The 13,691-nt window shown below is 66.9% G+C and carries 11 protein-coding genes; 2 read left to right on the top strand and 9 right to left on the bottom strand.

Annotation, left to right across the window (positions count from 1 at the left end; genetic code table 11):
• Positions 1-27: 27 nt before the first annotated feature.
• The 9 genes from msbA to LF63_RS07265 all read right to left on the bottom strand — a co-directional run bounded on the left by msbA (position 28) and on the right by LF63_RS07265 (position 11,034).
• Positions 28-1,815: a lipid A export permease/ATP-binding protein MsbA gene (msbA, locus tag LF63_RS07305; RefSeq protein WP_052394825.1), complete on the bottom strand. Its 1,788-nt coding sequence runs from the start codon at positions 1,813-1,815 to the stop codon at positions 28-30.
• The gene (locus tag LF63_RS07300; RefSeq protein ID WP_043100676.1) at positions 1,812-2,243 is read right to left on the bottom strand and encodes an ExbD/TolR family protein; all 432 of its coding nucleotides are present in this window, start codon (positions 2,241-2,243) and stop codon (positions 1,812-1,814) included. The genes msbA and LF63_RS07300 overlap by 4 nt, the downstream gene beginning before the upstream one ends.
• Positions 2,244-2,252: 9 nt before the next feature.
• Positions 2,253-2,918: a MotA/TolQ/ExbB proton channel family protein gene (locus tag LF63_RS07295; RefSeq protein WP_152569361.1), complete on the bottom strand. Its 666-nt coding sequence runs from the start codon at positions 2,916-2,918 to the stop codon at positions 2,253-2,255.
• A 107-nt stretch (positions 2,919-3,025) separates the two neighbouring features.
• Positions 3,026-5,275, bottom strand: a complete 2,250-nt coding sequence (locus LF63_RS07290) for a DNA internalization-related competence protein ComEC/Rec2 (protein ID WP_161782331.1) — start codon at positions 5,273-5,275, stop codon at positions 3,026-3,028.
• A 164-nt stretch (positions 5,276-5,439) separates the two neighbouring features.
• Positions 5,440-6,156: a lipoprotein-releasing ABC transporter ATP-binding protein LolD gene (gene lolD, locus LF63_RS07285; RefSeq protein ID WP_043100675.1), complete on the bottom strand. Its 717-nt coding sequence runs from the start codon at positions 6,154-6,156 to the stop codon at positions 5,440-5,442.
• A 13-nt stretch (positions 6,157-6,169) separates the two neighbouring features.
• Positions 6,170-7,411: a lipoprotein-releasing ABC transporter permease subunit gene (locus LF63_RS07280; protein WP_043100673.1), complete on the bottom strand. Its 1,242-nt coding sequence runs from the start codon at positions 7,409-7,411 to the stop codon at positions 6,170-6,172.
• Positions 7,412-7,507: 96 nt separating this feature from the next.
• On the bottom strand, positions 7,508-7,870 hold the full coding sequence (locus LF63_RS07275; RefSeq protein WP_152569281.1) for a hypothetical protein: 363 nt from the start codon (positions 7,868-7,870) through the stop codon (positions 7,508-7,510).
• 31 nt (positions 7,871-7,901) lie between these two features.
• Positions 7,902-8,150, bottom strand: a complete 249-nt coding sequence (locus tag LF63_RS07270) for an FAD assembly factor SdhE (RefSeq protein ID WP_043100669.1) — start codon at positions 8,148-8,150, stop codon at positions 7,902-7,904.
• A 577-nt stretch (positions 8,151-8,727) separates the two neighbouring features.
• Positions 8,728-11,034, bottom strand: a complete 2,307-nt coding sequence (locus LF63_RS07265; protein ID WP_043103403.1) for a GH92 family glycosyl hydrolase — start codon at positions 11,032-11,034, stop codon at positions 8,728-8,730.
• Between the two features lie 261 nt (positions 11,035-11,295).
• On the opposite strand from LF63_RS07265, the gene LF63_RS07260 reads away from it, so the two are divergent.
• Positions 11,296-12,318, top strand: a complete 1,023-nt coding sequence (locus LF63_RS07260) for a LacI family DNA-binding transcriptional regulator (protein WP_043100668.1) — start codon at positions 11,296-11,298, stop codon at positions 12,316-12,318.
• A 17-nt stretch (positions 12,319-12,335) separates the two neighbouring features.
• Positions 12,336-13,685 carry a sugar MFS transporter gene (locus tag LF63_RS07255; protein WP_043100666.1) on the top strand — a complete coding sequence of 450 codons (1,350 nt, stop codon included), beginning with the start codon at positions 12,336-12,338 and terminating at the stop codon, positions 13,683-13,685.
• Positions 13,686-13,691: the final 6 nt, after the last annotated feature.

Raw genomic sequence — 13,691 nt, 5'->3', positions numbered from 1 at the left:
CCGTGCGCGGCCGGGACCGGCAAGGTATCAGTCCGCGCCCGTCACGACCATGCCGTCGTCATGGAACTGCATGCGATGCAGCGCCGCGTAGGTGCCCTCGCGTTCGAGCAGTTGGGCATGGGTACCGAGTTCGACCACGCGGCCCTGATCGAGCACCGCGATCTGGTCGGCATGTTCGACCGTAGACAGGCGATGCGCGATCACCAGGGTGGTGCGATTGACCATGAGCCGCGACAGCGCCTGCTGGATCAGGCGTTCGGACTCGGTATCGAGAGCCGAGGTGGCCTCGTCGAGAATCAGGATCGGCGCGTCCTTGAGTACCGCACGGGCGATGGCGATGCGCTGGCGCTGACCGCCGGACAGCGTGTTGCCGCCCTGCCCGATGCGCGTGTTGAGACCTTCCGGCAGCTCGCGGATGAACTCCATCGCGTTCGCCGCTTCGGCGGCCGCGACGATATCCGCCTCGCTGGCGCCAGCCAGCTCGCCGTAGGCGATGTTGTTGGCCACGGTGTCGTCGAACAGCACCACGCTCTGACCGACCCAGGCGATCTGCCGACGCAGCGACATCAGCGCGTAGTCGGCCAGCGGATGGCCGTCGAGCAGGACACGGCCGGCGTTCGGCTCGTAGAAGCGCGGCAGCAGGCTCACCAGCGTCGACTTGCCGCTGCCGGAGCGACCGACCAGCGCGGTCACCTTGCCGGCCGGGCAATGCAGCCGGATACCCTGCAGTGCCGATGCCGACGAGCCCGGGTAGTGCATGACCACGTCGTCGAACATCAGCTCGCCCTGGCTGCGCTCCACGGTACGTTGACCGTGATCGCTCTCGGGCGGCAGGTCCATCACCGCGAAAAGCTCCTCCGCCGCGGCCACGCCGCGCTGGATGTCCGACTGTACGTTGGTCAGCCGCTTCAGCGACGGCAGAATCGCGCCCATGGCGATGAGAAGCGTGGTGAAGGCGCCCGGCGTCAGGCTGTCGATGATGCCCGGACGCGTCGCCATGAACACGATCAACGCCAGCGACATCGCCGCCACGGTCTGCACGGTCGCGGACGACAGCGCGCTGGTCGAGGCCACTTTCAGATTCAACCGCCGCGCCGCCTGGGTGACCTGCTCGAAGCGATTGCGCTCGCGGGTCTGGCCGCCGTAGATCTTCACTTCGCGCTGACCGCCGACGACCTCGTCGACGGTGCCCGTGACCGAACCCATCACGTTCTGCACACGCCGCCCGATACGGCGATAGCGACGGCTGATGTAGGTCACCAGCAGCGCCACGAACGGCACCAGCACGAACAACGCCAGCGTCAGATAGGCGCTGGTCCACAGCATCAGGCCGACCATACCGATCACCGTCAGGCCGTCGGTGACGGCAACCTTGACCGCATTGGTGGACGCGTTGGCGACCTGTTCGGAGGTGTAGGTGATGCGCGCGATCTGATGCCCGGACGGTTCGCGATTGAAGAACGCCGAGGTCATGCGCAGGTAGGTATTGAAGATGTCCATGCGGATCTGCTGGACCACGTTGCGACCCACCACGGCGGTACCGTAATTCTCCATGTACGCACCGAAACCGCGCACCAGGAAGATCAGCACGATCCAGATCGGCATCCAGAAGATCGTGTGCGGGTCCTTCAGCGTGAACAGGTTGTCCAGCATCGGCTTGATGAGCTTGGTGAACAGCGTCAGACAGCCGGCGTCGATGACCATGCCGACAAGGCCCACGCTCGCCATGCCCCAATGTTGGCGCACGTAGCCCAGCAATCGCTTGTAGGTCGCCCAGGTACTCACTTCGGACGATGTGTCGGAACGGCTACTCACTGCGAATCGGACCCCTGATCTGGCGTAGTGGCGATGGACAGGCGCGTGAAGCCGAGCTGGCCCAGCGCATCCATCGCGGTGACTACGGCCTGATGTGGGGTCATGGCGTCGGCACGCAAGGTGACCGGCTGGTCGCGCTCGGAACCGGCGACGCTGCCGATGGCGCGCTTGAGCGCGTCCACGCCGGAGCCGAGCACCTGATTGCTGCCGACGTAGAAGTGTCCCTCGCGGTCGATGACCACGACCAGCGGATGCAACTGCGCCGTGGCGGTATCGGCGCTGGCCTTGGGCAGCGTGACCTGCATGCGCGAGTGGCGCACGAAGGTCGTGGTCAGCACGAAGAACATCAACAGCGTCAGCAGCACATCGATCAGCGGCACCACGCTGATCTCGAACTCGTCCCGCTTGCGGTCGCTAGCGATATGCACGACGAGGCCTCAGCGCGTAGCGCGCGCGGGGCGCGGCGTGGCCGTCGGAGCGGCGGCGGCGGCGCGAGGCGCACCGGCAGCGGGGCGCGGCGGCGTGGACAGGGTGTCCAGCAGCGCCGTCGCCTCGCGCTCCATGTCCATGCAGTAACCAGTCACGCGGCCACGGAAATAGCGATGCAGGATGTAGGCGGGAATCGCCACGATCAGGCCGGAAGCCGTGCAGATCAGCGCTTCGCCGATGCCGCCGGCCATCTTCATCGGATCGCCCACGCCACTGACCATCACCGCCAGGAACATGCGGATCAGGCCGATCACGGTGCCCAGCAGACCCAGCAGCGGACCGATCAGGGCAATGGTGCCGAGCGTGTTGAGGAACCGCTCCATGCGATGCGCGACGTGGCGGCCGGTGTCTTCCAGGCGCTCCTTGATCTCGTCGCGCGAACGGTTGCGCACCGCCAGCGCGGCCGCCAGCAACTCGCCCAGGGGCGAATTTTCGGCCAGGCTGCGCAGGTGAGTGGCGTCCAGCGAACGCGACTGCGCCCACTTGCGCACCTCGTCGCCAAGCCCCGGCGGCATCACCGTGCTGCGGCGCAGGCTCCAGAAACGTTCCAGGATGATCGCCAGGGCGATCGCCGAACACACCAGGATGGGCAGCATCCCCCAGCCGCCGGCCATGACAATATCGAGCACGGGGTCGATCTCCAGACACGAAAGTCGATGATCGCGCATCATAACAGCGACACGCCCCGGCCCTGTGAACCGGTTCATCGCTTTCGCAACGCCTATTCGCGCCAGTACGGGTGACGGTCCAGACGCCAGCGATGCGTGACCGTGGGCGTCCCCGCTGCGGGAAACCGCAACACCACGGCGCCGCTGCGCGCCGTGTTCAGGACCGGTACGCCGGCCTTCCGGTAGCGCGCCAGGACCTTGGGCCGCGGATGACCGAAGCGGTTCAGCCAGCCGGCCGAGACCACGGCCAGCTGTGGCCGCAGCGCGGCAAGGAAGGCCGCGGACGACGAGGTATTGCTGCCGTGATGCGGCACCACCAGCACCAGCGGCGCCCCCTTGTCGATCTGCCGCGCCACCAGCGGTTCCATGCGGCGCGTGATGTCGCCCGTCAGCAGCAGCCGCCCGCCGCGCCCCTCGATCAGCAGCACGCAGGAGCGATCATTGCCATGCAACAGCAACGGCCGCAATCGCGCGGGCGGACTCAGTACACGCATGCGCACGCCATCCCAGTGCCAGCGCTGGCCGGCTTGGCATGCCGGCATCGGCACCGGCATGCGATCCGGCTCGCCGCTGAGACGACGCGCATGCGGAAACGCCCGCACCACGGCGCGCGCACCGCCGGCATGGTCGTTGTCGCCGTGACTGATGACGACACGGTCGACCGGCCCGGCGCCATCGGCGCGGATGGCCGGCAGCACCGCCGCATCACCGAAGTTGAAACCCGAGGGATAGCGCGCACCGGTGTCGTAAACCAGCAGATGATGCCGGGTGCGCACCAGCACCGACAGTCCCTGCCCCACATCCAGCACCGTGGCGCGGAATGCACCGTCCGCGGGCGCGTGCAAGGCGGGCCAAGCCAGCGGCAGCCACAGCGCCAGACCCAGCCAGCGTCCGGGCACGCCGCGCGGGGCGAACAGCCACAACGCGCCGATACAGGCCAGCGCCAGCGCGCCGGCCGAGACCGCCGGCAGGTACCAGTGCGCGCCCGGCCATTGCGCCATCGCGGCGAGCACGCCCCACAGACGCCGCATGACCATGGAGGCCACCCGCCACAGAAATCCCGCAGCCGGCGGCGATACGGGCCACAGCGCCATGCCGGCCAGCGTCAACGGCACCGCCAGCGCACTGACCACCGGAATCGCGAACAGATTCGCCAGCAATCCCCACGGCGCGCCCTGCCCGAAGAACCAGGCTGTCAGCGGCAGCAAGGCGACGGTCATCAGCACCTGCGCCCGGCCCGTGCTGTGCAGCCAACCGCGAAGTCCCCGCGTGCGGCGGCGATCGAGCACGGAAAGCAGCAGCGCCACGGCGGCGAAGGACAGCCAGAATCCCGCCGAGAGCACCGACAGCGGGTCGAACAGCAGCACCGCCGCCAGCGCCAATGACCACGCCTGCAACGGATGCACGTAGCGACGACTGGCGCGCGCTGCCGCCAGCACCACGATCATCACCAGCGCACGCTGCGTCGGCAGCCCCAGGCCGGCCAGCGCGGCGTAGATCGCGGCCAGCACCATCGCCACCGCAGCCGCCGCGACGGGGCGCGGACATCGTCGGCCCAGCGCGGGCCACAGCCGCCAGAGTCCCTGCACCAGCGCCGCGCCCAGCAGGGCCGCGACCCCGATGTGGAAACCGGAGATCGCCAGCAGATGCGACACGCCATTCGCGCGCGCGATACGCCAGTCGCGATCCTTCAGCGCACGCTTGTCGCCGACACCCAGCGCACGCAACAGTCGCGCACCTCGCTGCGGACCGACGGCCGCGTCGATGGCCTGTGCGAAACGCGCTCGCAACCCGTCGATGCAAAGAGCACGACGACCGATCGCGCGATTCGGCCCACCGGCCCGCACGTAGCCCACGGCGGCGATGCGCGCCAGCAACGCCTGACGCTCGCCGTCGAAGGCGCCCGGATCGATGAAACCCCGCGGCCGCCGCAGTCGCACGCGAAGCCGCCAGCGCAAGCAAGGCTGCGCGGCAGTCGCAGGGGCGCGGTACCACGCCAGACGCAATCGTCCGTGCAGCGCGACCGGTGCACCGTGCAGTCGCGCCTTTTCGACCTGCAGCACAAAGCGGTCCGCGTCGGCGCGCACCTGCGGTAGACCCTCGACCACACCGACGACCTCGAAGTCCTGGCGTTCGAGCCGGCTCGGCAGACGTTGTTGCAGGACATGGCCGGCCCGCCACGCGCCATAGACGAAGGCCAGCACGATCCAGCAAGGACCGCGACACGCCGGCCATCGCCACAACACGAAGCCGGCCGCGATGGCGAGTCCGAGCAGACACCACACCGGCGGCAGCGCAGACATACACGCCACGAGCGTCGTACCGAACAGGAGACCCCACGCCAACGGAAGCGCGGCCAGCGCACGCGCGCACGGTGTCAGAATGTCGCGTCGGACATGCATCGCCCCTCCCTGGGCGTCTGCGCGCGGCGCGTCCTGCTCCGCTCAGCGCATCGAATGTCTGCGGATCAGGCGGCCTGGTTCGTCAGGGCGTGCATGCGACCGCCGGACAGCTCCAGTACCCGGTCCATGCGTGCCGCCAGACGACGGTCGTGGGTCACCAGCACGAAACTGGTGCCGATCTCGCGATTGAGTTCCAGCATCAGGTCGTAGACCTGGGCCGCGTTGTGCTCGTCGAGGTTGCCGGTCGGCTCGTCGCCGAGAATGCACGCCGGCTTGGTGACCAGCGCGCGCGCCACGGCACAGCGCTGGCGTTCGCCGCCGGACAGTTCGCCCGGCTTGTGTTCCATCCGCTGCGCCAGCCCGACACGATCCAGCAGGTAGCTGGCCCGTTCGCGGGCTTCGTCGATCGGCGTGTCGCGCACCAGCAACGGCATGCACACGTTTTCCAGCGCCGTGAATTCGGGCAGCAGATGATGGAACTGGTAGATGAAGCCCAGCGAGCGGTTGCGCAGATGGCCGCGCTGCGCATCCGACAGCGTGGACATCAGATGACCGTCGATCTCGACCTCGCCGCGCGTGAGCGTGTCCAGTCCGCCGACGATGTGCAGCAAGGTGCTCTTGCCCGCGCCGGACGCGCCGACGATGGCCAGCGTCTCGCCGCGACGGACTTCAAACGTCACGTCCTCGAGCACGTCGGCGCGCAGTGTGCCTTCCTTGTAGGTCTTGGCCACGTGCCGGGCCGCGACCACGATCTTGTGCGTATCCGCCTGGGGCGTCGTCATCGTCGTCTCCTGCTCATTCATAGCGCAGCGCCTGCGCCGGTTGCGTGCGCGACGCGCGCCACGCCGGATACAGGGTCGCCAACAGCGACAGCACGAAGGCAATGCCGGCGACCCAACCGACGTCGCTCCACTGCAGCCGGCTCGGCAACTCGCTGATGTAGTACACGTCCGGCGCCAGGAACTGCACGTGGAAGGTGTGCTCGATCCATTCGGCGATGGCCGGCAGATTCAGCGACAGGGTGACGCCGCAGACCACGCCAACCAGAATGCCCATCACGCCGACGAACAGTCCCTGCACCATGAACACGCCCATTACCGTGCGCGGCGTGATGCCCAGCGTGCGCAGGATGGCGATGTCGGACTGCTTGTCGGTCACCAGCATCACCAGCATCGACACCAGGTTGATCACCGCCACCAGCACGATCAGCGACAGGATCAGGAACATCACCTTCTTTTCCATCGCGATGGCCTTGAACAGGTTCGCGTTGGTCTGCATCCAGGTTTCGACGCGATAGACGCCGCCGAACTCGTCGCTGAGGTGTCGCGCCACGGCGCCGGCATGGAACAGATTGTCCAGATGCAGACGGATGCCGGTCGGCCCGCTCAAGCCGTACAGTTTCTCCGCGTCCTGCATGTTCATCAGCGCGAGACCGGAGTCGTACTGCTGCATGCCCAGCGCGAAGATGCCGCTGACGCGGAACGCGCGCAGCGTCGGCATCGCGCCCATCGGACCGCCGCGGTAGCGCGGCGCGAAGACGATCACCTTGTCGCCCACCGTCACGCCCAGCATCATCGCCAGTTCGTCGCCGATCACGATGTTCCACTTGCCCGGCTGCAGCGTGTCCAGCGAGCCATCGCGCATGTGCTTGTTGAAGTCGGACACCTGCGGTTCCAGCGAGGGCACGATGCCGCGCACGATGGCGCCGCTGGAACCGGCGCCCTGCACCAGCGCCTGCTGCTCGACGTAGGGGGCGGCGCCCTTCACGCGCGGATCGGCCTTGGCGATCTTCAACGCATGCGGCCAGTCCTGGATGCTGCTGCCGACGCCGGAAATCGTGGCCTGCGACACGGCGCCGAGAATGCGCGCGCGCAGCTGATAATCGAAACCGTTCATCACCGACATCACCGTGATCAGCGCGGTCACGCTCAGCGTCAGACCGATGATCGACACGCCGGAGATGAAGGAGATGAAATGATTGCGGCGTTTGGCGCGGCTGTAGCGCAGGCCGATGAACAGGGACAGCGGTCGGAACATGGGTATCCAGGAATAGGTGCGCGGCGAGTTCGATCAGACCGCGAAGATTCGGCAGAGTGCCCGAAAGCGGCAACCGGCGGCAAGCCGGCGAGCGCGTCAATGTTTGTCGGATTCAGCGGACAGACGTATCCGCAATCGCCGACGCGTGTCGGCATCCAGGTTGTCCGGCAGCAGCAAAAGCGCCTGCCGACGACGCGACGCCCAGCCGAGTCGGAGCACCAGCGAGCCGCCCAGCACACGCATGCCGAGCAGGCGCGCTTCCACGTCGCTGTCGTCAGCCAGCGCCAGCCGCCAACCGCCGTCGGCGCGCCACTGCACGCGACGCACCATCGGGCGCATCACTTCGAGGCATGCGCGCGCCGAATAAACCGCGATCAGCATCGTCAGCACAAGGCGCAGCCACCACATGGCGCCGCTGTCCAGCACCGCTACCACCGAAAGCAGGCTCAGTGCGGCCATCGCGCGCACGGGCCAGCGCGATGGCCGGTAGTCAAAGCCGATGCTGGGCGCGGATGACATCGATGATGGCCCGCCAGTCCGCCCGCGGCGCTTCACCGCGGCCGATGGTCCAGTCCCACAAATCCGGGTCCTGCACGTCGAGCAGTTCCTCGAACGCCTGCTGCGTGTCGGCATCGGCGTCGGGATAGCGGTTTTCCAGCCACCAGCCGTACAGCGCGTCCAGTTCCTTGGTGCCGCGGCGGCAGCGCCAGCGCAGGCGCGCCAGGGGCGTATTGCTCATGAGGGTCGATCCGGATGACGAACGATGGGTAAAGGATAGCGGCGCGACGGCGGGCTGTCGCAGTCGTCTTCGGTCGCATCGCTGTGTCGTCCGATGGCGACAGGATTCTGTGCGTGCATGCCGCCGGTCGTGTCTTCGACGCATGCCGGGCGTCACGAAAGGCGCTGGGTGCCTGCTTCCGCAGGCATGACGGAGAGGGGAAATGACGCGCTGTGTCGTGCCTTGCTGCCTTGCTGCCTTGCTGCCTTGCTGCCTGTTACCTGTTACCTGTTACCTGTTACCTGTTACCTGTTACCTGCTGCCTGTTACCTGCTGCCTGTTGCCTGATGTCTTGGGCCCTAATGCACATGGTGCGAACCATGTTTCCCGGCGCCCGAGATTCGCTTGTTCCGCGAACCTGCATATTCCGCCTGCGTACCACGCATCCACTTCCGTCATCTTTCGCCGACCAGCACGTTTCGCCTGCGCACCACGCACACCCTCGGCCGTCATCCCGGCGAAAGCCGGGACCCCGAGTCTTCCACGCAACCGGCCGGTACATCCCGGCCGTGCCTCATTTTCATGCGTAAAACGCCGGCTAGCGCGACGGATACGGTGTCATCGAATACGGACGCGCGGCGTCGGATGTCGCCCACTGCGTATTCGGCTTCGCCTGCATCTCGAAGGTCAACGTGCCGCCGGCAAGAATCTGTCCGTGTTCGATGTAGCTGCGTTCGAGCGGCTTGCCGTCGAGCAGCACCTTGCCGACGTACGGATGCGCGTCGTCCAGATGCCGGGCGACGATGGTGAAGGTCTTGCCGTTGGGCAGGTGCAAGACGGCCTTGTCCACGAACGGCCGCCCGATCACGTACTGGTTGCTGGCCGGCGCCACCGGATAGAAGCCCATCGCGGTGAAGAGGTACCAGGCCGACATCTGCCCCAGGTCGTCGTTGCCGGCCAGGCCGGTCGGCGTCGGCGCGTACTGGGTGTCCATGATCTGCTTGAGTCGCTGCTGCGTCTTCCACGGCGCGCCGGCGTAGTCGTACAGGTAGGCGATGTGATGGCTGGGCTCGTTGCCGTGCGCGTAGTAGCCGATCAGGCCGGAGATGTCCTCGACGTGCGCGAACTCCTTCGGATCGACCTTGGCCTCGAACACGTGGTCGAGCTTGGCGATCAGCTTGTCGTCGCCGCCAAGCACCGAGATCAGGCCGCCGATGTCCTGCGGCTCGTACCACGAGTACTGCCAGGCGTTGCCTTCGGTGTAGTCGCTGCCGTAGCCGGCCGCCGCCGGATCGAACGGCGTGCGGAAGTCGCCGTCGCTCTTGCGGGCGCGCAGGAAGCCGGTCTTGGGGTCGAACGAGTTGCGCCAGTAGCCGGCGCGCTTGGCGAAGCGCTTCTGCAACGCCTCGTCGCCCATCGCTCCGGCCATGCGCGAAATCGTCCAGTCGTCGAACGCGTACTCGACCGTCTTCGACGCCGCTTCCGGCACCTTGTCGATGGGCACGTAGCCGAGCTTCATGTACCAGCCCAGCCCGCCGTACGGCTTGTAGGTGGCGCTGGCGACCATCGCTTTCAGCGCGGCCTTGGTGTCGAAGCCGCGAATGCCCTTCATGTAGGCATCGGCGATCACCGGTACCGCGTGGTAGCCGATCATGCACCAGGTCTCCAGCCCCTGGTACGCCCACACCGGCAGGATGCCGAACGGGCTCGATTCCTGCGCCGCGACCAGCGACTGCACGAAGTTCGCCACGCGCTTGTTCGGCTGGATCAGCGTCATCAGCGGCTGCTGCGCGCGGTAGACGTCCCACAGCGACCAGGTCGAGTAGAAGGTGAAATCCTTGGCCTGATGGATGCCGTGGTCGGGACCGCGGTACTGGCCGTTGACGTCCATCGCCAGATTCGGCGCGATCATCGCGTGGTACATCGCGGTGTAGAAGTTCTTGCGCGTGGCCGCCGGCGCATCGACGTCGATGGCCGACAGCGCCTGTTCCCAGTCCTTGCGCGCTTCGGCGCGGCGGGCGTCGAAGTCCCAGCCCTTGCCGTCGACGTCCAGATTGGCGATGGCGTTGGCCTCGCTGACGGTGGAGATCGCCACCTTGACGATTAGCGGCTGCTCCAGCGTGCCGAAGTCGAACACGCCTTCCAGCGCGCGGCCGTCCACGGCATCGGTGTCGGCCGGCGAGTCGCCCGGCCCCTTGAAGCCCTTGTAGACGACATCCTGCTCGCGGTTCATCAGCTCGTGCGAGGTCATCGGGTGCGAGAAGCGGATGGCGAAGAACAGCTGCCGCCCCGGCGCCCAGCCGCGCGTCTCGCGCATGCCGGTGACGGTGCCGTCGGCGCGCACGCGCAGCCGTGCCCAGGACACCTTGCCCGGGTAGTCGTAGATGCTCGGGCGCAGGTCCAGCAGCACGTGCGCCGGTTCGCCCTTGTCGAAGGTGTAGCGATGCCAGCCGACGCGCTGGCCGGCCGTCAGTTCGACGCGGACATGATTGTCCGGCAGCGTCACGGCGTAGTAGCCGGCCTGCGCCGTCTCGGTGTCATGGCTGAAGCGCGAGCGGTAGCCGCTGCCGGGCTTGCCCGCCTCGCCGGCATCCAGCCGCACCTTGCCGCCGATCGGCATCAGCAGCACGTCACCCAGATCGGAGTGGCCGCTGCCGGAAAAGTGCGTATGCGAGAAACCGCGGATGGTCGTGTCGTCGTAGCGATAGCCCGCCGCCCATTTGTAGGCGTGCTTGAAGTCCGGCATTGCCGTGTCCGGACTGAGCTGGATCATGCCGAACGGCACCGTGGCGCCAGGGAAGGTATGCCCGTCGCCTCCCGTGCCGATCATCGGATCGACCTGCTTCCAGGCCGCCTGGCCCGGCGTGGACGTCATGCCCGGGGTCGTCATCAATATTCCTCCCATCAGCAGCCCGGCGCCCACGAAACGGACGCATCGACGAAAACGGTGCATACACGGCATGGCAACGGCCCCTTTTGTATCGTTCTAAATGCGACGCAAAGTAGCATGACGTTGCGTCTGCGACATGTTGCATTGCATGATGTCACGCGGACCTGTAAACGATATCAGCCGCAGGCCATTCAATCGTTCCAAACACCTTGTCGAACCTGTCATGCCCATTTCGTTCGTCCCACCGGTCGGCGCCGCCGCTCGCGACGGTGCCGCATGAACCAGCGTCGCGTCACGCTGGCCGACATCGCGCGTGGCTGCAAGGTCTCGCGCGCGACGGTGTCGCTGGTGTTGCGCAACAGTCCGCTGGTCGCCGCCGAGACGCGCAAGAAGGTCGAGGCTGAACTCAAGCGACAGGGCTACGTCTACAACCGCGCGGCGGCGAACCTGCGCCAACGCACGTCCTCCAGCGTGGCGCTGGTGGTCAACGATCTGTCCAATCCGTTCTTCGCCGAATTCGCCGCCGGCGTCGACGAAGCGCTCGGCGCGGCCGGCTTCGTCACCCTGCTCGGCAGCACCGGCGAGTCCACCGAACGCCAGCGCAAGGTCCTGGCCTCGCTGAGCGAACACGCACCGGCCGGCATCATCCTGTCGCCGGCCGAGCACAGCGACGGCAACGAGCTGCTGAAGATCGTCGGCACGCACACGCCGGTGCTGGTGTTCAACCGCAAGCTGCCGCACGCCCGCTGGGACTTCCTGGCGCTGGACAACCGCCGCGGCGCGCGGCTGGCGACCGAACACCTGCTGCAACTCGGCCATCGGCGCATCGCGTTCTTCGGCGGTCATGCCGATTCCAGCTCCTGCCGCGAACGTCGTCAGGGGCACGCGGACGCCATGCAGGCCGCCGGCATCGCCGTCGAGCCGCCATGGCTGATCGAGAGCGCGCCGACCCGCCTGCAGGCCGCCGCCCAGACCAGTGCGCTGTTCGTGCGCGATCCGGCGCCGACCGCCGCGGTCTGCTACAACGACGCCGTCGCGCTCGGCCTGATGCTGGGACTCCACGCCCGCGGCCGCCGCCCCGGACACGACTTCGCGGTGACCGGCTTCGACGACATCCCCGAAGCCGCCGTCTGCCTGCCGCCACTGACCACCGTCGCCACCGATCCGCGCGGCCGCGGACGCCAGGCGGCCGAGCGCATCCTGCAACGCGTTCGCCTCCCCGACACCACGCCCAGCGAACTGCACGCCGCCGCCGAACTGGTGGTGCGTGGCAGCACCTGCAAGCCACCTCATTCCTGACCGCAAGGTACCGATCGATGGCCTCCTTCTCGCCCGCTCCCACATCCGCACCGTCCGGCGCTCCCGGCGACAAGCGCTACACCTACTTCCCGGCCGCGCTGACCGTGCTGACCCTGGTCTTCTTCATGTGGGGTTTCCTGACCGCGCTGAACGACAGCCTGATCCCGCATCTGAAGGCCGCGTTCGAGCTCAGCTACACCAAGGTCATGCTGGTGCAGTTCACCTTCTTCGGCACCTACTTCCTGATGTCGCTGCCCAGCGGCTGGCTGGTCGAGCGTCTGGGCTTCAAGCTGGGCATCGTCACCGGACTGGGCATTGCCGGCGTCGGCGCGCTGGGCTTTCTGCCGGCGGCGCAATGGCACAACTATCCGGTCTTTCTCGGCGCGCTGTTCGTGCTGGCCAGCGGTATCACCGTGCTGCAGGTGGCCGCCAATCCCTACGTCACCCTGCTCGGCCCCGCGCGCACCGGCTCCAGTCGCCTGACGCTGGCGCAGACGCTGAATTCGCTGGGCACTACCCTGGCGCCGATCTTCGGCGGCTATCTGATTCTTTCGCATGCGGTGAAGAAGGCCAGCGAAGTGGCCACGATGTCCGCCACCGATCAGCTGCTCTACCGCAGCGAACAGGCACAGTCGGTGCAGATGCCCTACCTGGGCCTGGCGGCGGCGCTGTTCCTGCTGGCCGGCTTCGTGTGGCTGTTCCACCTGCCGACACTCAGCGACAACACCGGCCAGACCTCGTCGAGCAAGCAGGCGCTGCGCGAAACCCTGCGCGGCCTTGGCGAAGCACTGCGCATTCCGCATGTCGCCTTCGGCGTACTGGCGATCTTTTTCTACGTCGGCGCCGAGGTTTCCATCGGCAGCTTCATGATCAACTACATCTCGCGCCCGGACATCGGCAACATCAGCGAACAGACCGCTTCGCACTACGTGTCGTTCTACTGGGGCGGCGCGATGGTCGGCCGCTTCTTCGGCTCGTTTCTGCTGGCCTGGATCAATCCGCGCAAGATGCTGTCGTTCTTCGCCATCGTCGCCGGCGCGCTGCTGGTCACCACGATGCTGACCCATGGCGACGTCGCCATGATCAGCGTGATCGCCATCGGCCTGTTCAACTCGATCATGTTCCCGACCATTTTCGCGCTCGGCATCGAACGGCTGGGACCGCTGACCGACAAGGCATCGAGCCTGCTGATCATGGCCATCGTCGGCGGCGCGCTGGTGCCGCTGGGACAGGGATTCCTGGCCGACCGCTTCGGACTGCAGATTTCCTTCGTGCTGCCGTTGGTATGCTACGTCTACATCCTGTTCTACGGCCTCCGCGGATCCAGGATCCGCCAGGTTCCCGAAACCGCAACGCCCGCTCCATGACCCTCG

The organism is Oleiagrimonas soli, from assembly GCF_000761445.1.
In the GTDB taxonomy this organism is placed as follows: domain Bacteria; phylum Pseudomonadota; class Gammaproteobacteria; order Xanthomonadales; family Rhodanobacteraceae; genus Oleiagrimonas; species Oleiagrimonas soli.
Note: the sequence above shows the minus strand (reverse complement) of the source record. Positions and strands in the feature narration are given on the sequence as shown.